A 20,611-nucleotide genomic window follows, 5' to 3' on the forward strand; every position below is an offset into this window, starting at 1 on the left:
ACACCGATCAGCGGCCACGCGATTGCCGCGCATACCGATGATGTCATCGCCGTTTGAAGAGGACGTTGCGAAAGTTCTGGTCCCGCTTCGTGCTTACCGAGGAAACCATCACCATGCTTGCAAACATCTCCGCTTCGCGTTCCGGCCCACTTTCATAAGCCGAACGGCCGAGGACGGCTTGAACCGTCGAAGGATCGATATCCGGAAACGCAAGCCGGAAGAGCTGGTCGGCTTCGGGGGTGTCTACGCCACCCTGATATGTACGATCATGACCGAGTACCATATGACCGATCTCATGGCACACGATTTGGTCGACATGGTATTCCGATGTCGCGTCCTCGTGGATGATGACGTCATCGTGCTTACGAACCAACCACAGACCGCAGGGGCTTTCGATCGAACCGAGAATTCTCAACGGAAGCACGGTTATCGGGCGTCCGCGCAACTCGGCCACGTTCTCGACAAACTGGTTCCGGTCCCACGGGTCCGGTATCGGGAGCAGTTCCAACACCTGCTGGATCTCCCTCGCGGAGGTGCCCATTCAGAGTCCGTCCCCAATCGGCCTACTATCCTTCTGCATGCACACCTGGTCTGTTGTAACCGGTGTGTACCCCCTGCCCCACGCGCGGTCGGCAGTTGATTGCGGCACGGTCCAGCCCAATCTTCCACTTGGTCGTCGGCGCTCCTCGATCAGCGCGATAGACGAACTGTTCACCATCACCGCAGCTTCCCTTCCGCTCGTGCCACACCAGTCTTGGACGCACAGGGCACGGACTCGGTTCCATCGAAGCACAGCGAGCCCGCCGCGTGCAGGCCGACCGAACCCCGGTACGAAACCGAAAATGACACAGCCGCAAGGGTTTTCCAATAACGCTGTCGGCCAGTCAGAACATGCGCGCCCGGCGATTGTGCGCCGCCTGGAACGGGATGCGACCGTGATCCGCGGATACGCGCGGCTGTTCCAACTGGCGACCGCGGCTCAGGTCACACCGTCGGCCGCGTCATAGGCGGCGCGCGCCGCGAGAACCTCGCCGAGGTGCTCGCTGGACCATTGCACGATGCTGCTGAACACCGGGGTCAGCGTCTTGGCCAGCGGCGTCGCCTCGTACTCCACCCGCGGCGGGACCTCGGCGTGGTAGGTCCGCGAGACCAACCCGTCGCGTTCGAGTTGGCGTAGGCGCTGGGTGAGGACCTTGGGCGTGAGGCCGGGGATGCGCTGCTGGAGTTCGGTGAAACGGAGGCGTCCGTCGTGGGTGAGGACCCAGAGGACTTGGGTCGACCAGCGGCCGAAGACCAGATCGATGACCGGCGTGATCGGGCACGGGTCGGTGTCGGGCACGGCTGTCATATGTCCTCCCGGTTACTCACTTTCCGCTTGGTTACTACTATACTTTGGAAAGTACTGTGGTTCCAGGGACACGAGCACGCGAAACCGAAGGGAGCACAGTCATGACGACGACAACAGTGGACGGGCGGCTCGACCTGCCGCGCCGCTCCGGCGACCGGCCGCGCACCCGCGAGCACAACCCGCATCAGCAGCTCAGCCAGATCGCACCGCCCGATCTGCAAGAGGAGCTGTGGTCCCGGATGACCACGCTGGACGGCGTCCTGCTCGGCCGCAGCGGCGTTTCCCTGCCCGACACCCGTGCCCTGCACCTGCGGCCGACCCTTGCCAAGGGTCCCGGCGAGGCCTATCTCGCGGGGACCGAATTCGCCCACCTGCACGGACGCGGCGATGGCAGCTTGCACATGTGCCTGCCGAACGACGTGGTGACGCAGACTGTCCAGCAGGGCTGGGCGGAGCTGCACCCGATGGCCAGGCAGGGATTCCTGCCCGGGACGCTGGTGATGGTCTACGGACCGCGCGATCGCGAGGAGCTGGAGGTCATCTGGCGGCTGGTGCGGATCAGTCACCGCTTCGCCCGCGGCTCGGCTACAGCGTGATTAGAGCGGCGGCCGCCATCGTTGGGCCCATGAACGCGACCGATCTCGTCGGAACATGGGAACTGGTGTCCTATTACGACATCGACGAAAACGATGCGACCAGCCAGGGGCCGCTGGGAGACGCGCCACGCGGCCTGCTGATCTACGGCGCGCACGGCTACATGTCGGTGAGCATGATGCGCACGGACAGCGCCCCGGGCGCGACGCCGTTCATGGGTTACGCGGGCACGTGGCGGCGATCCGGCACGGAGGTGGTGCACGCGATCAGCGTGTGTTCCAACCCGGCGTTGGCGGACACCGAGCAGGTGCGCCAGATGTCGCTGACCGGGGACGTGCTCACCCTGATCGGCTCCGCACAGGTCGGCGGGCGGACCCAACGCCGGGTACTCACCTGGCGACGCAGCCGCCCGCCCGCCTGAACTCCCTGTCATTCCGCAGAATACGAGAACAAGGGCTCGTCGAATTGCACCGGTTCGTTGTCTTCCTTGAGTATCCCGGTGATCACGCCGCCGGTCTGGGCGGTCACCGGGATCATCAGTTTCATCGCCTCCACGATGGCGATCTGCTGTCCGGCCTGCACCCGGTCGCCGACCTCGACGAAGGGGTCCGCGCCCGGCTCGGGGCAGCGATAGAACACGCCCACACTGGGTGCGCGCACCACCGCACCGATCACCGGGCTCTCCGGCGCCGCAACGGATTCCACCGGAACTTCGGTGACCGGCGCCGGGGCGGACGGCGGCGCGGCGGCCTGCCACTCGGCCTCCACGGTCACCTCCCCGACCTGGAAGCGCAGCGCGCTCGGCTGCCGCGGGAAGCCCGCGAGCAGGTGCAGAGCGCCCGTCTGTATGGCGTCCAGGACCCGGAGATAATCGTCGTGCCCGGTAGGGCGGGCGTCGGCGGCGTTCTCGTCGACTGCGGTCATTGCCGTGATTCCTTCCGATCAGTAATTGCCCAGTCCGCCACAGACATTCAGTGCCTGCGCCGTCACCGCGCCCGCCCCGGGGCCGATCAGGTAGTCGACCATCGCCGCCACTTCGAACGGCTGCACGTAACGACCGATGGGCACCCGGGCGCTGACCCTGGCGTGCACCTCGTCGGTGTCGACACCCCACAGGCCGGAATACACCTCGCGCACCCGCTCGGCCATCGGTGTCTCCACGAATCCGGGGCACACCGCGTTCACGGTGATCCCGGTCTTGGCCAGCTCGAGGCCGAGCGCCTTGGTGAAACCGACCACGCCGTGCTTGGACGCCGAGTACGGGGCGCCGTGCACCACGCCCTGTTTGCCGCCGGTGGAGGCGATGTTGATGATGCGGCCGCTGCCGCGCTCCAGCATGCCGCCCGCGTTCAGCACCGCCTTCGTCATCAGGAACACGCTGTTGAGATTGGTGTTGATCACGTCGAACCACAGTTCGTCGGTCACCTGCGCGGTGACGCCGCCGCCGCTGCGGCCGGCGTTGTTGATCAGGATGTCGATCGGGCCGTAGCGCCGTACGCCCGCGTCGACGTACTCGCGGACCTGCGCGGCGTCGGCCACGTCGCAGACGGTGCCGTCCACCTCGTGGCCCTCGTCCTGCAGGCTCTTCACCGTGTCGGTCACCCGCTGCTCGTCGCGAGCGCAGAGGAACACCGCAATGCCCTGGGCCGCCAGGCTTTTGGTGATCTCCAGGCCCATTCCGCTGGTCGCTCCGGTGACCAGCGCGACGCGCCGATTTTCCGCCATGACTCCTCCATCGGTCGATCTTCCGAACTCGCCGGGCTTCTCGACCACCAGCGTCGTCGCGCGTCCTATAGATCCGGTCAACCGACGGTCGCGTGCTGGGGCTCGACCGAGGCTCTAGCGGCGTCGGCCACCGTGGCGTGCAGCCGCGCCCCGCCGCAACCCAAGGGAGCAACCATGACCACTGTCGCGAGCCGCACCGAGTTGTACGCCGAGGTACAGCAGTTCTACGCCGAGCAGATGCAGCGACTGGACAACCGCGACATCCCCGGTTACGCCGAGACCTTCACCGAGGACGCGGAATTCGAGCACTCGCCGGGGATTCCGCCCGCCCGGACCAGGGCGGGCATCATCGCGGACCTGGTCGAGTTCCACAAGCGCTTCGAGACCGACCCGATGCAGCGCAGACACTGGTTCAACATGATCAACCTGCAACCCCAGGACGACGGGACCATCGTGTCCACCGCCTACTGCCTGGTGGTGAAGATCCGCCCGAACAGCAAGCCCGAGATCGCACCGAGCTGCGTCGTGCACGACGTGCTCGTCCGCGTCGATGGGGCGCTGCTGACGCGATCGCGGCGCGTCGTCCATGACTGACCGTATCCCACCGTCCCCGAACACATTCGAGGAGAACTCACGTGAACTCCGTTCAGCCAGCCTTGCTGACGCTCGCCGCCGAGGCTCAGGACCTGCTCTTCCGGGAGGCCCGCACGGCGAATACCTTCACCGACGAGCCGGTCACCGACGAGCAGATCCGCGCGATCTACGAATTGGTGAAATATGGGCCGACGTCGATGAACCAGCAACCGCTGCGGATCGTGCTCGTGCGCAGCCAGGAGGCGCGGGACCGGCTGGTCACCCACATGATCGACAACAACAAGCCGAAGACGGCCGCGGCGCCGCTCTCGGCGATTCTCGCCGCCGACCTGAATTTCCACGAGAACTTGCCCAAGGTGTTCCCGCACGCGCCCGAGGCCAAGGACTACTTCACCGATACGGACCACCGGGCCGAGTCGGCGCGGTTCAATGCACTGATCCAGATCGGTTACTTCATCCTGGGCATCCGCGCGGCGGGGCTGGCGGCGGGCCCGATGAACGGCTTCGACGGCGCGGGACTGGACAAGGACTTCTTCCCGGAGGGCGAGCACACCGGTCTCGTCGTGGTCAATATCGGCAAGCCGGGCGCGAACGCCTGGTTCCCGCGGTCGCCGCGATTGGACTACGACGAGGTGGTCAGCACGATTTAGCCGGTCGGGAGGGCAGCGCGCCCGGTCCGAGTCGTCGATGCCCGCGAGCACAACTCACGGGCATCGTCGCCCCGCCGTTGACCGGCTCATACGCCGCTGAGCTGGGGTGTCGATTCGGCGACGCGTGCGCGCCGAGCGCCGAGCGCCAGCAGCCCGACCGCGATCCAGGCGAGCACCCAGGGGGCGGGCTCGAGGATCACGGCGGCGACCACGGACCAGATGCCAAGCGCCCAGGCGATGAACAACGGCGGCACGATGCCCCGGCGATCCAGCCACAGGACGACCATGCCGAGCACGATCAGCGGCACGCCGAAGCTCCCCGTGGTCAGCCAGAACGAACCCATGGCCGAACTCATCTCGGTGATTCCCTCTTCCGGTCGCCACAGCTCCGTGCTGAACCACGAGTCCCCGTGTTCCGCGGCGGTCAGTACATAACTGCCCAGTGTGTGCCCGAATCCGAGCAACACGAGAAGGCCACCTGCCCATTTGATCATGTGAAGTCCACCCATCTATTACGGAACCGTCAGTTTCGATACTGATAGTTCCGTATAGTAGAAGCGTGCCGAAACCGAGACAAGGCGTGGGTCGTCCCCGCAACAGTGAGGTGGATCTCGCTATCGTTCAGACCACCCGAGAGCTGCTTGCCGAGCGCGGCTACGCCGGACTCACCGTCGACGCGGTGGCGGCGCGAGCCGGTATCGGCAAGGCCGCGATCTATCGCCGGTACGCGACCAAGCAGGAAATGATCTTCTCCGTCGTGGTGCACGACATGCGGGAGCAACCGCCACCCGACGCGGGCTCCCTGCGTGCCGATCTCGCCGCGGTAACCCGCGTCATCGCAGCGCAACTCGGCCACGCCCCGACCGACGTCCTCGCCGGCCTGCTCGCCGACATCTACGCCGACGACGCGCTGGCCACCCGCTTCGCCGAGACCTTCCTCGAACGCGAACGACTCGTACTGACCGAGGTGCTCGACCGCGCGGTCACCCGCGGCGAACTGACCACCCGCCCCGACCCGACCACCGTGCAGGCACTCCTACTCGGCCCGATCTTCGCCTGGCTCCTGATCCTGGACGGCGACCGCGACAAACTCCCCGCCCTCACCCACACCGTCGCCGAAGCGACAGCCGGCACCCTGCTGTCCGAGAACTCGGACTAGGCCGACCAGGCGCGGGAACGGCCAACGGCGGCCATTGTTCTCGCGATGTCAGATCCCATCAGCCGACGGCGACCGCCCGTTTTCGGACTACCGCACGAGGAGGTGAGCGAGCCGAGATCGTCCGGCACCAGCCACATCGGCGAGGGCGGCGCGGCGCCCCGCCATCACCATGAGCAGCGCTTCAGCGGTACCGCGTACTTCCGGACCCACACCATGCGTCCACGCCAGATCGGTGGCGACCAAGCGAACACCGCGGGTTCGCCACGCGCCACGAATGAGCGGTGCATATCTGGTGAAGTCGAGCGCTACGCGCATCCGCTGGGATGGGATGACCCGTGGCAGTCCGAGGGGCCGACGGATGTCCTGCTGGTGGATCATCGCCTCGACCAAGGCGACCCGTCCGCCGAACCAGGCGGTCAATCCGGATGGATCGAGGTCGGCCCGGACCAGCTCGGACAGCTGGCGAGGTGTGCGCTCGGCGTACGCGGCGACTCCGAGCGCGTTGACGCGGTCCAACAGCTGGCCGCGGGCCAACCGGGCGGCGAACCGCGCCGGCGTCAACTGCCCATAGCTGATGACATGTGCTGCCACGTCCCGCACTCGCCATGGCGCACATAGGCTCTGCGCTTGCCACTGATCATCCGATAGCTCGGCGATCAGGTCGGCGAACTCGGCACGTTCCGCGCGCGCCAACGCTTTGGTGTCCACACTGGCTAGTACATCACCGGCCACGACAATCCCATCGCCTTGCCGGTGGTGCCCCTCCCGGCGAGGGCGCACAAGACTTGTGCGAAGAACTCGCGCATGCCTGCATGCACACCGCACTGGCCGCACGCGGTCGTTGGTAGCCGGGTTTCAGCGCGGGGCGGGCTGGAGGATGTCGTCCAGTGGGGTATTGGAAGGTGGGGCGGCGCCTTCCTCGGCGAACCATTCCCAGTGGAGGGCGCGAGCGAGGATCGGGGTGGGCAGGTGTAGTAGCGCGTTTGCGATGGTGGCGAAGCGGCTGGAGCCCTCGATGATCGAGCGGTGGGCGGAGAGGGCGGTTTTGCGCTGGGCGGCAAAAGGACCGACGTCGATGCGGTGGGTGATTTCCGAGCGCGGGCTGTACAAGGTGGCGAGGGTGGCCGGGTCGTAGCGCAGCGGAATACGCAGTCGTTCGAGTAAACGCACTAGGCGCGTGTAGCTTTCGCGCGGCAACGTGGCGTCGAGGACGCGCGACACCCCGGCCAGTTCGGCCGCGCGTTTGCCGACCTCGTGCACGCGAACGTGATCACGGTGTCCGTAGCCCCCATTGCGGTCGTAGCTGAGCAGGACACCGGGATTCTCCTCGCGCAGGATCGCGGCCAATCGCTCGGCCGCCTCCTCGGGATCCGCGCGCGCGAATCGCACCCGATCCGGCGGGTCCGCGTACAGCACCGCGCCGTGACCGCTGTCGGCATAGCCGAGGTGCGCCACCCTGGCCACGCCCAGCGCCGCGGCACTGTCCTCCAACTCGCCCAGCCGCACGGCTTTCCGGCCATCCAGATCGGCCATATGACCGTCGGTGGCCACCACGATGACCGTCCGGTGCCCGGCGGCGGCCAGCTTGGCCAAAGTCCCTCCGGTCAGCAGCGTCTCGTCGTCGGGATGCGCGTGGAACGCCACAACGGTCGCCATCGCCCCAGTGTGCCAGGGGCGCGCACTACGCCTCGCCCGACGGGCTCACCGCAGGTCGCCGGCCAGCTTGGTGGCGCCGACGAGCATGTAGCCGCCCGTCAACGCGACCATGGCGATCGCGGCCGGGCGCGGGACGTCAGCCCGGGCCACGCGCACACTCCCATGGGTGGTGTCGAGAATGTCCACCATCAGGGCGAGACGCTGCCAGCGCGGCAACTCCTCCTGCGGCGCGGTCAGGTAGCCGAGACCGAGCGCGACCGCCCTGGCGCCGAATATGCGCGTCATATAGTCGAGTTCAGGTGTGGGAAGCACGCCCAGCGCCCTGGTCAGCGCTCGCGGCGCTACAAGGGCCGCCGCGCCGAGTGCGACACGACCGATCGCGAGGCCGCGCAGCGCACCAGCCAGCGGGGAGCGGGACTGCCGGATGATGTTCGTCGCCATACTTCGAGCCTGGCCGAAAACGCCGATGAGGTCGATTACCGGCGAGGTAATCGACCACGGCGGTGACGGAATCAGAGCCTCCTCGGTCTGGCCCGTTCCCAGCGCTCATCACCATCGCCGATGACGGGCCGACCGCGGAGCTGCCGCATACGTCGAAAGGCCACGTATCCGGCAGCGTGGCACTCGGGCAACCCTCGTCGCTCGCCCGAGCACCACGGCAGATCACCAGAGGAGCAGAATCAGTGCCTTCTGCAGGGTGTCCAGAATGCGGCCGATGGTGATCGCGATTTCGACGGTGCCCATAACGAGCCCCTTTCCTCGGGACGGCAAATCATCGACCCATCAATTCAAGCTCGGCCGAACGGGATTCGGAAGCTCCCGTTGTGTCCCAGTTCGATACGCGGTTCGGGGCGGGGAGTGCGCAGGTAGAACGGCGGCCGCCCAGACCTCCGAGCACGCCGGGCCGGTCGAAGCCAGCACGGACACATCACATTCCGACGACGTCGATGATCGGCGCCGGATAGTCCGCCGGATCGACCTGTTCGCGCCACGGCCGGTGCACCCGAGCGCCGGGCAGGTGAGCCAGCTCGGGAATCCAGCGCCGCGCGTACGCCCCCTCCGCGTCGTAGCGCTCGGCCTGGCGCAGCGGGTTGAGCACCCGATTCGGCCTGGTATCCGTTCCGGTGCCCGCGACCCACTGCCAGTTGAGCTGGTTGTTCGCCAGGTCGGCGTCGACCAGCCAGCGCAGGAAGTGCTCCGCGCCGACGCGCCAGTCCACACGCAGCGACTTGGTCAGGAAACTGGCGGAGATCAGCCGGGCCCGGCCCGGCATCCATCCCTCGGCGCGCAGCTGTCGCATCCCGGCGTCCACGATCGGGTACCCCGTGCGCCCGTCCCGCCAGGCGTCCACGGCCTGCGGATCGTCGGACCAGCGGATCGAGCGGTCGCGGTAGTCCGACCACGCCGCAGCCGGGCGGGCGGCCAGCAACTGGTGGTGGAAATCGCGCCAGGCCAGCTGCCGGGCGAACGCGAGCCCGCCTTCGGTGGACAGATTCACCCCGTGGACGAGCTCCACCGGGGACACGCAGCCGAAGTGCAGATACGGCGACAGCCGCGAGGTGGCGTCGGCGCCGAGGTCGTCGCTCAGGCGCGCGTAGTCCTCGATCGGCCCGGACAACCACTCGCGCATCAGCTTTCGTCCCGCCGATTCGCCGCCGACGGCCAGCCGCGGCGAGGCAGGGCCCGCACACAGGTCGTCCGCGTCCGGCAACGGCAGGCTCTCTACCCGCGGCAGCCTGAGTTCGCGTGGTTTGCCGAGCGGCTTGCGCCGGTGCGTCATGGACCAGCGCCGGAAGTACGGGGTGAAGACGGCGAAATGGTCGCGTCCGGTGGCAGGCATGAGCGCCTCCGGATCGGTGCTGGTGATACTCGCGGTGTGGGTGTGCAGCAGGCAGTTCCGTCGGGCAAGACGCTCGCGCAGCGCGCGTTCCCTCCGCTGGCTGTAACCGCTGACATCCGCGGCGATGTGCACGCTCCGCGCGTGCACTTGGCCGGCCACCCGGTCGACCTCCGCGACCACGTCGCCGCGGCGCAAAACCAGCCTGCCACCGATGGCTCGCAGTTCGGCATCCAACTCGGCGAGCGCCGCGGTCAGGAATCCGGCCCGGTTCGGCGCGGCGAAGCGACCGGAGAGGATGGCATCGTCGAGAACGAACAGCGGCACGACCGCGGCGCCTTCTCGATGCGCGGCCGTCAGCACAGGGTTGTCACGGACCCGCAGGTCGCGCGTGAACAGTGCGATCGTGACGGTCATTGGAGGCAATCCTCTTCGGGCGGCTCAGCCATACCTCCGATTGCTCGGGCCTCGCGAGCGCCGAGCAATCGGATCAGCGCAGGCACAGTGGGACGATGCGCGACTCTCCGCCCGTCGTCGGCGAGGTCAGGTACAGGCACGGATTCTGGCCCGCCGCCGTGACAGCCGCGAGCACCGCCCTCCAGGCTCCCTCTTCCAGCGCGGCCGCGCGGGCCAGGACGAACCCGGATGTCCGGCTCGGGTCGGTGACCAGCGCCCACGAATAAGCCGGGCCGAGCGCGGTGACGATGTAGTTGGTCGGCCCTTCCAGGCGGTCCTGGGTCGGCACGCCGGGGAAGCTGACGTGCAGCTGGGCGCCGGTCTCGCGGTCGTTCACCACGGCCGTGCCGTTGATCTCGCTGAGGGTGTTCTGCCAGGTGATGCAGGAGTTGCGCACCGCGATATTGCCCTGCGGGTCGAGCGAGTAATTCGCTTGTGTGTCGCGCGCGCACTGCAGGTTGAAGTACTGCGGGATGGCGGCGAGCTGACGCCACGTACCCAGGTACCGCTCCACATCCAGCCGCGGCACCGGCGTGGGCGCGGTGATCTGGGTCGGCATCGGCGCCGCGGCAACCCCGCCCGCTGCCAGAGTCACTGTGGCCACCGCCGACGCTATTCCCCCGCACAGGCGCGTGGACCAGGTCAGCATCCGACTGTGGGTCATGCTCACTCCTCGGACATCGACAACTCTTTCCTCCAGCTTATAACGATGCATAATCGATGCAATAGGATTCCGCCAAGCCGAGGTCATCGCGGTCACGATCGGCTGCGGCAAGTTGCACGCCGCGGTCACACGCACCCCGATGAAAGTGATGCCGTGTCCCAGCCAAGCGCGAAGCGCCGCCCAGGTGAGGCCGTTCCCGTCGACGACGGGAACAATGGGGCGATGCCCGCCGGTCCCGCCCCCGTGTCCGATGCGGCCGGATACCCGGTGCGCGCGGTCGCCGAACGCCTCGGCATCCCGACCGCGACGCTACGCAGCTGGAACCGCCGCTACGGCATCGGGCCGCCGCAAGACCGACCGGGTCGGCACCGCCTGTACACCGAATCCGATATCGCCATGCTCGAGCGGATGCTCGCCTTGATCCGCGCGGGCGTGAGCCCGGCGGGAGCGGCTGCGACGGTGCGTGGGCCCGCGCCTGCGCTCGGCGAGCGCGCCCCGCTGCTGGCCGCGGCGTTCGCACTGGACGCCAGGTCGCTATCCGATCAACTGGAGGCGCACGTGCGCGCGTTCGGCGTGGTGGACACCTGGGATCTGCTGTGCCGTCCCGCTTTTGCCGACATCGTCGATCGCCAGCTCGGCGGCGAGGGATGCATCGATGTCGAGCATCTGCTGTCCTGGTGCGTCATCTCGGTGCTGCACCGCACGAATCCGCCACCCGCGCGGACCGCTCCGACGCCGGTGGTACTGGCCTGCACCAGCGGCGAGACGCATTCCCTTCCGCTGGAGGTGCTGCGCGCGGCCCTCGCCGAGCGCGGTAGCGCGGCGCACATGCTCGGCGCCGACGTACCGACCGCCGCACTCTCCGACACCCTGGCCCGGTTCGACCGCCCCGCCGCCGTGCTGCTGTGGTCGCAGCAGGAGTCGACCGCGTTGACCTCTGCGGTGCGCGCCTGCCTGGACGCGGGCGCCCAGGTGCAAGTCGCCGGGCCGGGGTGGGACGCGGTCTTCCTGCCGGAGAACGTCGAACGGGTGGACAACCTTCTGGACGCTGCCGACCGACTCGCCTGACCGCGGCCGCCCTGGTCCGGCTACGTGCGGCTCGCGCCAGCTCGGAGCCGGTACAGACCCGCCCTGCCACCCATGGCGACAAAACGATTCATATTCGATCCGCATCGGCGTGCCTCGTCGCTCAGGCCGCGGACCTGCCGAGCAGATGACGTAGCGCCGGTTCCAGTCCAGGCGCGCGGAACTGATGACCGGCCTGCTCCAGCCGGTTGGGAACGACACGCTGACTCGCGGACGCCAGCTCCCGGTTGCCCTCGCGGCCGAGCAGCAGCGCGGGTCCGCACCGGGGTACCGGAAGAAGCGCGGGACGATGCAACACCGCAGCGAGCACCTTGGTGTATTCGGCATTGCGAACAGGTTGCGGCGCAACGGCATTGACCGGCCCGGTCAGAGTGGTATCCCATAATGCGCGGTAATAGATGTCGATCAGGTCGTCGATCCCGATCCACGACAGCCACTGTCGGCCGCCGCCGATCGGTCCGCCCAGGCCCGCGGTGAACAGCGGCCGCAGCAACCGCAGCGTGCCGCCGCGCGGAGACTGCACGATCCCGGTGCGCACGCGCACCACCCGGACACCCGATTCCGCGGCCGGAGCCGAGGCGGCTTCCCACTCCTCCACCAAGCCGGCGAGAAAGCCGTCACCGCGCACCGCGCGCTCGGTCAGCGTCTCGTCGCCGCGATCGAAGCCGTAGTAGCCGATCGCGGAGGCGCTGACGAAGACCGGCACCGCCGCCCGCGCCGCGACCTCGGCCAGTTTGCGGGTCGGCCCGATCCGGCTGTCGGCGACGGCACGTTTGTGCCGTTCGGTGAACCGCCCGGCGATCGATGCGCCGGCCAGGTGCACCAGCGCGTCTACACCATCGAGCAGATTCGGTGCGGGATCGGCTGGGTCCCATTGCCTTTCGTCCGCTGCACGCGGCGGGTGGCGGACCAGCCGCACCACGCGATGCCCTCCGGTGGTCAGGAAGGCGGTCAGCGCCGAACCGACCAGGCCGGACGACCCGGTCACCGCAATGGTCTTGGACACGAAGCCCGCCCGCGTCGCCCGCGCATGCGCCGCCAGATCGTCGGCGAGCTGACGATGCCGGTAGGCGAACATGGGGCGCAGCACCGTGGCGGGCACCGGCGCGTCCACCTGATCCACCACGCGGGTGTGCCGCTCGTCGACGACCTCGAAATCGTGGGTATGCCGCCAAGGCAACAGCCCCGCCGGCAGTGAGCCGATTCCGTCGACGGTCACCGCGTCGACGAACCGGTGCGGAGGGTCGTATTCCTCGGGGTCGTGCCGGGCCACCCAGCGCAGTCCGCCGGGCAGACCGAGTACCGCCTGGCCGTCGGACAGCGAACCCGATTCGGCGCGCGGCGACACCGGCTGCCAGGGCGGGGCCAGCCTGGTGAGCGCGCCGGGGCGGGCGTGCCAAGCGAACACCTCGGACCGAGGGAGATCGATGACACTCGCATACTCGATGCCCATACCGCGACTGTAGTTCGAAACCAACCGAACGCAGTGTTTGCTGAGCGTTTGCTGTTTCGAAATCTTTCCAAACCGTAATACACGGTCTATATCCGATTCGCCCGATACCGGGCAGCGGCCAGGAGTCCGGCCTCGCCGAATAGAACGTGTTCTACCATGGGGCGAGTTCTCCCAATGCCACTGGAGGTACCGCCATGCCGCTGGATCCCTCGGTCGCGGCGCTGCTGACGACCGTCGAGGCGTCACCGCGTGCGGTCGCCGCACACGACAAGTCGGCCTGGGTGGCGCTGTTCACCGAGGACGCCGAGGTCAACGACCCGGTCGGCTCGCGCCCCCATATCGGCCGCGCCGCCATCGAACGCTTCTACGACACCTTCATCGGTCCGAACACCATCACCTTCCGCGTCGATCGCGACCTGGTGCACCCGCCGACGGTGCTGCGCGATCTGACCATCGAGACCACGATGTCGACCGGCGCCACCGTCTTCGTCCCGATGCACCTGCGCTATCGGCTGGTCGCGCGGGATGGCGTCTGGAAGATCGCCCACCTGGCCGCGCACTGGGAGTTGGCGGGCATGATCCGGCAGCTGCTGCGCACCGGGTTGCCCGGCATCGCCGCCGCACTGAAGCTCGGTCCGCAGTTGATCGTCAACCAGGGCTTCGGTGGAATGCTCGGCCTGATGCGGGCGCTCGGTGGCGTCGGCCGCGGCGGAAAGCGCGCCACGACCCAAGTTTTCGCCGCCGCGGCCGGTACCGACCTGCCCCGGGTCCGTGAACTGCTCGGCACCCGGGCCGACATCGAGCTGCCCGCGGGGACACCGGTCTCGGCGGAAGAATTCACCAATCGGGCGCGAAATATGCGCTGGAGCAAAGTGATCGCGGCAGGCCGCACGGTTACGGCGAGCGTCCGGCTCGGCGACGCAGCCGGCGTCGCGGTGGTGGAGTTCGCGACAAATAGCAATCGCATAGCAACCATCCGGTTCCACCTCGGCGCCGTCTGAGCTCAGTTCTCGGGAAACAGATTCCTTGCGCGCGGCCGTATGCGGTGCTGCCACCGTCCAACTCACGTTCAGCAGGCAGCCGCCTTCGTGCGCAGTGGCTCGATGCGATCAGGAGGTCAACTGCGTGGCAGGAGTGCGGTCGTCGGCTCGATCCGGAATCTCGGCTCGATCCGATGCCGGGTCCTCGGTCCAACCGGGCGGGCCGAAGATGTACCCGAGCCGTCCGCGCCACGTGGCGGCGCCGCGCACGTCACGCACCAGCCCGGCCAGCTCGTGGTAGTTGACCTTCAGCGGATTGTCGGTGCCGACGTTCTTGGTGAGGCCGTAGCGGATGGGTTCGGTTTCGGCGGCGAAGCTGCCGAACATGCGGTCCCAGACGATGAAGACACCGCCGTAGTTCTTGTCGATGTAGGGCTGGTTCGAGCCGTGGTGGATGCGATGATGCGCCGGAGTATTGAACAGGAACTCGATCGGACGCGGCAGTGTCTTGATGCGCTGGGTGTGGATCGGGAATTGGTAGAGCAGGCCGATGCTCTGCAGTAGGAAGATCATCCAGGCCGGGAAACCGAGCAGAGCCGCGGGCACCCAAGCCACCCCGCGCAGGGTGCTGGCCACCGGGTGCAGCCAGGGCAGCCGGATGGCGGTGGAGAGATTGAAGTACTCGCTGGAGTGGTGCACGCTGTGCGCGGTCCACAGCAGGCGGACCCGATGGTCGGCGCGATGCGCCCAGTAGTAGCAGAAGTCCGTCACGACCAGACCGAGTGCCCAGACCCACCACGATCGCGGCGGGAGGTGCAGCGGGGTGACCGCCGCGGCGGCGACCACGGCCGAGAACGGCAGCAGATGCTGCAGCAACGGTTTCGCCAGCCTGCTCAGGGTGAACGTCACCACGTTGGAGGCGGTGTCGTGGGCCGAACCGCTGCTGTCCGGTCGGTCCGGATCGCGGCGGTAGGCGATCCATTCCACGAACATCAGCACCGCGAACGCCGGAACGGCCCAGATGAACAACTCCATACGGCCCATGAGTTCTCCTTCACCGTCTGCCGTCGGCCTCGACGCTACGGGCCCCGGCCTGCGCGAACATCGCGCCGACGAGGGATTCCGCGTCCCTCGCGCGGGGGACGCGGACGGCCCGGATCACGGGCACCCTGGACATCCGGCATACGCGCGGCGACCGGGCTCGCTAGCTAGGATCGCCCGCGAAACTCGACGGGACCAGAGACGGAGGCGGTGGCGAACGGTTGGATGTGAGCAGATCGCTGGCCCGTCAGTCGCTGGTGGTAGCCGTGGTCGCCGCGCTCGTCGACGCGGTGGTGCTCGGACTGTCCGGCGTGTTCGCCGTGGCCCCGTGGCAGACCGCGGCGGCCATGGCCGTGGTCGTCGCCGCCGACCTGGCCCTGGCAGCGCCACCTCGAACGGCGGGTGTGGTGGCCGTGACGCAGGTGCTGGTGCGATTGCTCGCCGTCCTGCTGCTGTACCGGTACGGGTTCCCGGTGCGGTTCGCCGACGTGGGATTCCTGGTGGCCGGATATCGCGCGGGGGCCTGGCTCGCCGGTCCGAAATCCGCGCTGACCATGCTTGCGCTGTGCTGCGGTGTCGCCTCGGCCCATCTGTTCACCGACACCGCCGCGGCGCACGACTGGCGGCTGCTGCTCGCGTCCACCGTGGCCGCCGGATGCGTACCGTGGCTCGTCGGCCGCTACACGGCCGCGCGCGGCGCCTACATCGCCGACCTCGAGCAGCGTGCCCGGCTGCGCCACCAGGAGCACCGGGCCGCGCTGGAGCGTGCCGTGACCGAGGAGCGGGCCGCGATCGCGCGGGACCTGCACGACGTGATCTCCCATCACGTCAGCGCGATCGGCATCCACGCGGGCGCGGCGCGGCTGGCGCTGGGCGGCGCGGCGAACACGGCGGCCGCGCGATCGCTGGCGGCCGTGGAGTCCAGCAGCAGAGCGGCGATGACCGACCTGCGCCGCCAGCTCGATCTGCTGCACGGACGCGAGGACGAGGGACAGCGCCAGCCGGGACTGGCGGATATCGACGGACTGATCGAGCACGTGCGCGAAGCCGGACTTGGGGTCGAGGTGAGCGTGCGTGGCACCCCCGTCCATCTCCCGGAGTCGCTGAACCTCACGATGTATCGCATCGTGCAGGAGATGCTGACCAACGCACTGCGGCACGGAGACGGAACGCGGGCGCGGCTGGAAGTGGAGTATCTGCCGAAGCGGGTGGTGCTGCGGGCGACCAATCCCCTTCCGCTGGCGCCGGCCGCCGCCGACACCTCGGTACCACGCGGTCTCAGTGGCATCCGCCGTCGCGCGGAGCTGTTCGACGGCGAACTGGACTACGGCCGTGCTGCCGACCACTGGCACACCACGGTCGCCATGCCGATCGGAGGATCGTGAACACGCCCATCCGCGTCCTGATCGCCGACGACCACAGCATGTTCCGCTCCGGTCTGCGCGCCGTCATCGACAGCCAGGACGGTCTGGACTGCGTAGCCGAGGTGGGCGACGGGCGGGCCGCGATCGCCGAGACCGCCCGCCTGCGACCGGATGTCGCGATCCTCGACGTCCGGATGCCGAAGCTGGACGGGCTGGCCGCCACCGCCGCGATCGTCGCCGCGGGCGGCACCTACGTGCTGGTGCTCACCACCTACGACAGCGACGCCAATCTGTACCGCGCGTTGCAAGCCGGCGCGAGCGGTTTCCTGCTCAAAAGCCTGCCACCGGAAGAACTGGTCGCCGCCATCCGCATCGCGGCGCGCGGCGACGCGTTGATCGACCCCTCGATGACGCGCCGCCTGGTATCCCGCTTCGCGAGCAGTCTCGCGCCGCCGTCCACACCACCGGAGGTAGGGCAGCTCACCGCTCGCGAGCTGGAGGTGCTGCTGCTGCTCGCCGACGCGCGCAGCAACGCCGAGATCGCCGCGGTGCTCGGTGTCGGCGAAGAAACGGTGAAGACGCACGTCTCGCGCATCCTGGCGAAACTCGGCGTCCGCGACCGCATCCACGCGGTCGTGTACGCCCACCAGCACGGCTTGACCTCCCTGGGGTCGCCGCGCGCGGACTGAGCGGACCGATGCGCACCGAACGGCGGGGTGGCTGCCCACCCCGCCGTCATGCGTCAGGCGCCGGTGGGTGGTTCGCCGACGGTGGTGCTGGGATCGATGATGCCGAAGACCTCGCCCTGCGCGCCCTGCACGATGCCCATGCGGCCGAAGGGGCTGTCGTCGGGCCCGGACATGATCGTCGAGCCGAGATCGCGGGCCTTGTCCAGCGCGGCGTCGGCGTTGTCCACCTGGAACCAGGCCAGCCAGTAGGACGGATTGTCGCCCGGCATCTTGGTCGAGTCGTTGACGCCGCCGATGGCGTCGCCGTCCTGGGTTCGGCTGAAGGTGGAGTAGATGAAGTTCTGGCCGTCGCCGATTTCGGTGTAGTGCCAGCCGAAGACGTTGGCGTAGAACTCCTGGGCCTTCTTGTAGTCGCTGGTGTGCAGCTCGTTCCAGCAATAGGCGCCGTGCTCGTTGTAGATGCCCGCGCCGCTGTGGGCCTTGGACTCCCACACCCCGAATACCGCGCCGGTGGGATCGGCGCCGACGAACATCCTGCCGACGTCGAGTACGTCGAACGGCGCCATCATCAGGGCACCACCCGCCGCGCTGACCTTCTCGGCGATGGTGTCGGCGTTGTCGGCGGCTAGGTAGGTGGTCCACACGGAGGGCATCGGCATGCCCTCCGGCTTGGGCCCGATGCCCGCGGCCGGGCGGCCGTTGCGCATCGCCATGAGATATCCGCCCGCCTCGGGCGGACTGTCTTGGATCTCCCAGCCGAAGAGTTCGCCATAGTAATCGCGGGCGCGCGCGGGGTCGTCGACCTGGCAGTCGACCCAGCACGGCGTTCCCTGCGGCCAGCTTCCGTCATGAGTGGGCATTGCGGTGCCTCCTGACATGGGTTGCTGAGGTGCGGCCGAGTCAGCCGACACACGGCTAGTCAACCACCGGTACTCCGCAGAGGTGGCCCGAATCGGCCGACCACTCCGGCTCGATTCCCGAGCCGCGTTCCCCCACGTGAAGACCCCCAAAAAAGATCAGTCCCCGGTAGTCTCCATCGAATTCGTGGGTCTCAGTCGTCGCTGAGACTCCGACATTCGACTGGCTTGCCGGGGGCCTAGCCGGATCTTGGATCAGTATCCTCATTGCCAACAGACGTCTCCGTCGACAATGTGACACTTCTCCGGTGTTCCGGTGTAACTTCTAATTTTCGTCCAGATTTTCCCACCAGTCAATAGGTCCGCCCGGCCGAATTTCCTCGGGCTCGCACCGGGCCACGAGATGTGCCGCCTCCCGCCGTCGCCGACCGCAACACCCAGGACCTCCTCGACGAGAATCATCGGCGTCTGCCGCCCTGGGGCGATCGACACATCAGCGGCTCCCCGAGCAGCGATCCGAGCACTACTCCGTGCAAGTAGTGCGACACGCGCAAACCGCTCCGGCGGATTGCACTGTAATGGATTGTGGCACAATCCCATACACATGCCGACCGACGGGAGTGGCAGTGATCGGGGACCGGGTCGCCGCCGAAACGACAGCTACCGGAGATGATCCGGAAGAGGATCCGGCACTGCTGCGCCGGGTACTCGGGGCACGATTGCGGCGGTTACGCGAGGCAGCCGGGATCAGCGGGGAAGCCGCGGGCCGGGCAATACGGGCCTCCCACTCCAAGATCAGTCGCCTGGAGTCCGGCCGGGTGGGCTACCGCACGAGGGACATCGACGATCTGCTGACCCTCTATGGCGTGCACGACGCCGACGTCCGGGCCGAGTACCGGCAACTCGCCCGGCGAGCCAATGCCGTGGGGCGCTGGCAGGCCGACGCGGATCTGACATCGCTACGGTTGGACACGTATCTGGCGCTCGAGGACGCCGCTACCATGATCCGCTGCTACGCACCGGGTTTGGTGCCGGACCTGGTGCGCACACCGTCCTACGCGCACACGGTCTTCACCATTGCCCATCGCGAGCCGGCAGCCGACATCCAGCGACGCGTCGAGCTGCTGATGCGGCGACAGCGCCTGCTCACCCGCTCCGGCCCGCCCAAGGTGTGGCTGGTCCTCGAGGCAGCGGCGTTGCGGCGCCAGATCGGCGGACTCGAGGTCTGGGATGCGCAACTGGACCATCTCGCAGGCTTGGCGGCGCGCCCCAACATCACCGTGCAGGTGCTGCCCGACCACGTCGGCGGTCCGGCCATCAGCGAAACCCCCTTCACGCTGCTTCGTTTCGGCGCACCCGAGCTCAGCGACCTCGTCCACCTCCCGCACGCCACCGGCACCCAGTTCCTCGACAAACGCGGCGATCTCGACCACCACAACGCGATCTGGGATCGACTGTGCGTGTGCGCCACATCACCAGAACAGACCACCGAGCTCATCGACGCGCTCCGAACCCCTCATTTCCCTATCGCATAACAGCAACGGCAGAGGCAGTACCCAGCGCATGTCCGACAACTACATCAGCACACAGCCGCCGACCAAGATCGACATCACCGTCGCGCACGAAGCCCGCGTCTACGATTACTGGCTCGGCGGCAAGGACAACTATCCCGCCGACCGGGCCCTCGGCGACGCCATCGCCGAACACATCCCCACCATCAAGACCATGGCCAGGGCCAACCGGGCCTTCCTCACCCGAGCCGTCCGCTACCTGGTCGGCGAGGCCGGAATCACGCAATTCCTCGACATCGGTACCGGCATCCCCACCGCGGGCAACACCCATGAGGTCGCCCAGCGCCTCGACCCCGCCGCACGCATCGTCTACGTGGACAAAGACCCGATCGTGCTCGCCCACGCGCGTGCGCTCATGAGCAGCACCTCGCAGGGCCGCACCCGCTTCGTTCACGCCGACCTGCACGATCCCCGCTCCATCCTCGATCACCCCGCGCTCGCGGACACCCTCGATCTGACGAAACCCGTCGCCATCATGCTCGTCGCGATCATGATGTACTTCCGCGACAGCGACCACCCCGAGGAGATCATCGGCACGCTCCTCGACGCCGTCCCCTCCGGCAGCCACCTCGTCATCACCCACCCCACCGCCGACTTCGACGCCGCCGCCATGGCCGCCGTGACCGCCGCCGCGGAAGCCTCCGGAATCGCATTCCACCCCCGGAGCCAGGCCGACACCGCCACCCTGTTCACCGGGACCACGCTCGTCGACCCCGGACTCGTCCCCGTCGCCACCTGGCGCCCCGAACTCACGGACCGGCCCACTCCCGTCACCAAGGCCGACAGCGCTTGGTACTGGGCCGGCATCGGACACAAACCGTGACGGTCACCTCGGTCAGCTACCGGATAGGAGGTTGATCTCGCTGTCGGATCGACCAGCTCCACCC

Annotated in this window: 24 protein-coding genes; 11 read left to right on the plus strand and 13 right to left on the minus strand. The window is 67.9% G+C overall.

Annotated elements, in window-relative coordinates; genetic code table 11:
• Window positions 1-43: 43 nt before the first annotated feature.
• Window positions 44-541, minus strand: a complete 498-nt coding sequence (locus tag IU459_RS06050; protein ID WP_228837423.1) for a hypothetical protein — start codon at window positions 539-541, stop codon at window positions 44-46.
• Between the two features lie 438 nt (window positions 542-979).
• Complete coding sequence (locus IU459_RS06055; RefSeq protein ID WP_195128456.1) at window positions 980-1,348, minus strand: winged helix-turn-helix transcriptional regulator; 369 nt, start codon at window positions 1,346-1,348, stop codon at window positions 980-982.
• Window positions 1,349-1,449: 101 nt separating this feature from the next.
• Here IU459_RS06055 and IU459_RS06060 point away from each other — a divergent pair, with 101 nt between their 5' ends.
• Both IU459_RS06060 and IU459_RS06065 read left to right on the plus strand, forming a co-directional pair.
• On the plus strand, window positions 1,450-1,944 hold the full coding sequence (locus IU459_RS06060; protein ID WP_195128457.1) for a luciferase domain-containing protein: 495 nt from the start codon (window positions 1,450-1,452) through the stop codon (window positions 1,942-1,944).
• Window positions 1,945-1,973: 29 nt separating this feature from the next.
• Window positions 1,974-2,363, plus strand: coding sequence for a lipocalin-like domain-containing protein (locus IU459_RS06065; RefSeq protein WP_195128458.1), 390 nt, complete (start codon window positions 1,974-1,976; stop codon window positions 2,361-2,363).
• Window positions 2,364-2,371: 8 nt separating this feature from the next.
• Here the strand turns inward: IU459_RS06065 and IU459_RS06070 are convergent, their stop codons facing one another.
• Window positions 2,372-2,866: an acetyl-CoA carboxylase biotin carboxyl carrier protein gene (locus IU459_RS06070; protein WP_228837424.1), complete on the minus strand. Its 495-nt coding sequence runs from the start codon at window positions 2,864-2,866 to the stop codon at window positions 2,372-2,374.
• An 18-nt stretch (window positions 2,867-2,884) separates the two neighbouring features.
• Window positions 2,885-3,667 carry an SDR family NAD(P)-dependent oxidoreductase gene (locus IU459_RS06075; protein ID WP_195128459.1) on the minus strand — a complete coding sequence of 261 codons (783 nt, stop codon included), beginning with the start codon at window positions 3,665-3,667 and terminating at the stop codon, window positions 2,885-2,887.
• Window positions 3,668-3,841: 174 nt separating this feature from the next.
• Between IU459_RS06075 and IU459_RS06080 the strand changes: the two genes are divergently transcribed.
• Window positions 3,842-4,261, plus strand: a complete 420-nt coding sequence (locus tag IU459_RS06080) for a nuclear transport factor 2 family protein (protein WP_040781427.1) — start codon at window positions 3,842-3,844, stop codon at window positions 4,259-4,261.
• A 41-nt stretch (window positions 4,262-4,302) separates the two neighbouring features.
• Window positions 4,303-4,911 (plus strand): malonic semialdehyde reductase, encoded by a 609-nt coding sequence (locus IU459_RS06085; protein ID WP_324198758.1) that lies wholly within the window; start codon window positions 4,303-4,305, stop codon window positions 4,909-4,911.
• Window positions 4,912-4,997: 86 nt separating this feature from the next.
• On the opposite strand, the gene IU459_RS06090 is transcribed toward IU459_RS06085, so the two are convergent.
• Window positions 4,998-5,405, minus strand: a complete 408-nt coding sequence (locus tag IU459_RS06090) for a hypothetical protein (RefSeq protein WP_195128460.1) — start codon at window positions 5,403-5,405, stop codon at window positions 4,998-5,000.
• 65 nt (window positions 5,406-5,470) lie between these two features.
• Between IU459_RS06090 and IU459_RS06095 the strand changes: the two genes are divergently transcribed.
• Window positions 5,471-6,070, plus strand: coding sequence for a TetR/AcrR family transcriptional regulator (locus tag IU459_RS06095; RefSeq protein ID WP_324198759.1), 600 nt, complete (start codon window positions 5,471-5,473; stop codon window positions 6,068-6,070).
• 87 nt (window positions 6,071-6,157) lie between these two features.
• Here IU459_RS06095 and IU459_RS06100 read toward each other — a convergent pair whose 3' ends face one another.
• From IU459_RS06100 to IU459_RS06120, 5 genes are all read right to left on the minus strand, one after another.
• Window positions 6,158-6,778 (minus strand): maleylpyruvate isomerase family mycothiol-dependent enzyme, encoded by a 621-nt coding sequence (locus IU459_RS06100; protein WP_195128461.1) that lies wholly within the window; start codon window positions 6,776-6,778, stop codon window positions 6,158-6,160.
• A gap of 147 nt (window positions 6,779-6,925) precedes the next feature.
• Window positions 6,926-7,726, minus strand: a complete 801-nt coding sequence (locus tag IU459_RS06105) for a PIG-L deacetylase family protein (protein ID WP_195128462.1) — start codon at window positions 7,724-7,726, stop codon at window positions 6,926-6,928.
• 45 nt (window positions 7,727-7,771) lie between these two features.
• Complete coding sequence (locus IU459_RS06110) at window positions 7,772-8,167, minus strand: hypothetical protein (protein ID WP_228837425.1); 396 nt, start codon at window positions 8,165-8,167, stop codon at window positions 7,772-7,774.
• Window positions 8,168-8,654: 487 nt separating this feature from the next.
• Complete coding sequence (locus IU459_RS06115; protein ID WP_195128463.1) at window positions 8,655-9,980, minus strand: cryptochrome/photolyase family protein; 1,326 nt, start codon at window positions 9,978-9,980, stop codon at window positions 8,655-8,657.
• 73 nt (window positions 9,981-10,053) lie between these two features.
• Window positions 10,054-10,683, minus strand: coding sequence for a lipocalin family protein (locus IU459_RS06120; protein WP_228837426.1), 630 nt, complete (start codon window positions 10,681-10,683; stop codon window positions 10,054-10,056).
• A gap of 222 nt (window positions 10,684-10,905) precedes the next feature.
• Between IU459_RS06120 and IU459_RS06125 the strand changes: the two genes are divergently transcribed.
• Complete coding sequence (locus tag IU459_RS06125) at window positions 10,906-11,751, plus strand: MerR family transcriptional regulator (RefSeq protein ID WP_195128464.1); 846 nt, start codon at window positions 10,906-10,908, stop codon at window positions 11,749-11,751.
• Between the two features lie 121 nt (window positions 11,752-11,872).
• On the opposite strand, the gene IU459_RS06130 is transcribed toward IU459_RS06125, so the two are convergent.
• Window positions 11,873-13,222, minus strand: coding sequence for a TIGR01777 family oxidoreductase (locus IU459_RS06130; protein ID WP_195128465.1), 1,350 nt, complete (start codon window positions 13,220-13,222; stop codon window positions 11,873-11,875).
• A 194-nt stretch (window positions 13,223-13,416) separates the two neighbouring features.
• Between IU459_RS06130 and IU459_RS06135 the strand changes: the two genes are divergently transcribed.
• Window positions 13,417-14,223 (plus strand): nuclear transport factor 2 family protein, encoded by an 807-nt coding sequence (locus tag IU459_RS06135; RefSeq protein ID WP_195128466.1) that lies wholly within the window; start codon window positions 13,417-13,419, stop codon window positions 14,221-14,223.
• A 108-nt stretch (window positions 14,224-14,331) separates the two neighbouring features.
• Here IU459_RS06135 and IU459_RS06140 read toward each other — a convergent pair whose 3' ends face one another.
• Window positions 14,332-15,237 (minus strand): sterol desaturase family protein, encoded by a 906-nt coding sequence (locus IU459_RS06140; protein ID WP_195128574.1) that lies wholly within the window; start codon window positions 15,235-15,237, stop codon window positions 14,332-14,334.
• Window positions 15,238-15,470: 233 nt separating this feature from the next.
• Between IU459_RS06140 and IU459_RS06145 the strand changes: the two genes are divergently transcribed.
• Both IU459_RS06145 and IU459_RS06150 read left to right on the plus strand, forming a co-directional pair.
• Window positions 15,471-16,628: a sensor histidine kinase gene (locus IU459_RS06145; protein ID WP_324198760.1), complete on the plus strand. Its 1,158-nt coding sequence runs from the start codon at window positions 15,471-15,473 to the stop codon at window positions 16,626-16,628.
• Window positions 16,625-17,296: a response regulator gene (locus tag IU459_RS06150; protein ID WP_195128468.1), complete on the plus strand. Its 672-nt coding sequence runs from the start codon at window positions 16,625-16,627 to the stop codon at window positions 17,294-17,296. Before IU459_RS06145 ends, IU459_RS06150 begins: the two co-directional genes overlap by 4 nt.
• A 53-nt stretch (window positions 17,297-17,349) precedes the next feature.
• Here the strand turns inward: IU459_RS06150 and IU459_RS06155 are convergent, their stop codons facing one another.
• The gene (locus IU459_RS06155; RefSeq protein ID WP_195128469.1) at window positions 17,350-18,156 is read right to left on the minus strand and encodes a VOC family protein; all 807 of its coding nucleotides are present in this window, start codon (window positions 18,154-18,156) and stop codon (window positions 17,350-17,352) included.
• A gap of 623 nt (window positions 18,157-18,779) precedes the next feature.
• Between IU459_RS06155 and IU459_RS06160 the strand changes: the two genes are divergently transcribed.
• Together IU459_RS06160 and IU459_RS06165 are read left to right on the plus strand one after the other, a co-directional pair.
• Window positions 18,780-19,688, plus strand: coding sequence for a helix-turn-helix domain-containing protein (locus IU459_RS06160; RefSeq protein ID WP_324198761.1), 909 nt, complete (start codon window positions 18,780-18,782; stop codon window positions 19,686-19,688).
• A gap of 28 nt (window positions 19,689-19,716) precedes the next feature.
• On the plus strand, window positions 19,717-20,547 hold the full coding sequence (locus IU459_RS06165; protein ID WP_195128471.1) for an SAM-dependent methyltransferase: 831 nt from the start codon (window positions 19,717-19,719) through the stop codon (window positions 20,545-20,547).
• The last annotated feature ends 64 nt before the right edge of the window (window positions 20,548-20,611 follow it).

This window comes from Nocardia amamiensis, assembly GCF_015477605.1.
Taxonomy (GTDB): Bacteria; Actinomycetota; Actinomycetes; order Mycobacteriales; family Mycobacteriaceae; genus Nocardia; species Nocardia amamiensis_A.

Excerpts from the sequence above, each read along its gene's own strand:
- IU459_RS06050 (WP_228837423.1), bottom strand. The coding sequence starts at position 541 with ATGGGCACCTCCGCGAGGGAGATCCAGCAGGTGTTGGAACTGCTCCCG.
- IU459_RS06055 (WP_195128456.1), bottom strand. The coding sequence starts at position 1,348 with ATGACAGCCGTGCCCGACACCGACCCGTGCCCGATCACGCCGGTCATC.
- IU459_RS06060 (WP_195128457.1), top strand. The coding sequence starts at position 1,450 with ATGACGACGACAACAGTGGACGGGCGGCTCGACCTGCCGCGCCGCTCC.
- IU459_RS06065 (WP_195128458.1), top strand. The coding sequence starts at position 1,974 with ATGAACGCGACCGATCTCGTCGGAACATGGGAACTGGTGTCCTATTAC.
- IU459_RS06070 (WP_228837424.1), bottom strand. The coding sequence starts at position 2,866 with ATGACCGCAGTCGACGAGAACGCCGCCGACGCCCGCCCTACCGGGCAC.
- IU459_RS06075 (WP_195128459.1), bottom strand. The coding sequence starts at position 3,667 with ATGGCGGAAAATCGGCGCGTCGCGCTGGTCACCGGAGCGACCAGCGGA.
- IU459_RS06080 (WP_040781427.1), top strand. The coding sequence starts at position 3,842 with ATGACCACTGTCGCGAGCCGCACCGAGTTGTACGCCGAGGTACAGCAG.
- IU459_RS06090 (WP_195128460.1), bottom strand. The coding sequence starts at position 5,405 with ATGATCAAATGGGCAGGTGGCCTTCTCGTGTTGCTCGGATTCGGGCAC.
- IU459_RS06105 (WP_195128462.1), bottom strand. The coding sequence starts at position 7,726 with ATGGCGACCGTTGTGGCGTTCCACGCGCATCCCGACGACGAGACGCTG.
- IU459_RS06110 (WP_228837425.1), bottom strand. The coding sequence starts at position 8,167 with ATGGCGACGAACATCATCCGGCAGTCCCGCTCCCCGCTGGCTGGTGCG.
- IU459_RS06115 (WP_195128463.1), bottom strand. The coding sequence starts at position 9,980 with ATGACCGTCACGATCGCACTGTTCACGCGCGACCTGCGGGTCCGTGAC.
- IU459_RS06120 (WP_228837426.1), bottom strand. The coding sequence starts at position 10,683 with ATGACCCACAGTCGGATGCTGACCTGGTCCACGCGCCTGTGCGGGGGA.
- IU459_RS06125 (WP_195128464.1), top strand. The coding sequence starts at position 10,906 with ATGCCCGCCGGTCCCGCCCCCGTGTCCGATGCGGCCGGATACCCGGTG.
- IU459_RS06130 (WP_195128465.1), bottom strand. The coding sequence starts at position 13,222 with ATGGGCATCGAGTATGCGAGTGTCATCGATCTCCCTCGGTCCGAGGTG.
- IU459_RS06135 (WP_195128466.1), top strand. The coding sequence starts at position 13,417 with ATGCCGCTGGATCCCTCGGTCGCGGCGCTGCTGACGACCGTCGAGGCG.
- IU459_RS06140 (WP_195128574.1), bottom strand. The coding sequence starts at position 15,237 with ATGGAGTTGTTCATCTGGGCCGTTCCGGCGTTCGCGGTGCTGATGTTC.
- IU459_RS06155 (WP_195128469.1), bottom strand. The coding sequence starts at position 18,156 with ATGCCCACTCATGACGGAAGCTGGCCGCAGGGAACGCCGTGCTGGGTC.
- IU459_RS06165 (WP_195128471.1), top strand. The coding sequence starts at position 19,717 with ATGTCCGACAACTACATCAGCACACAGCCGCCGACCAAGATCGACATC.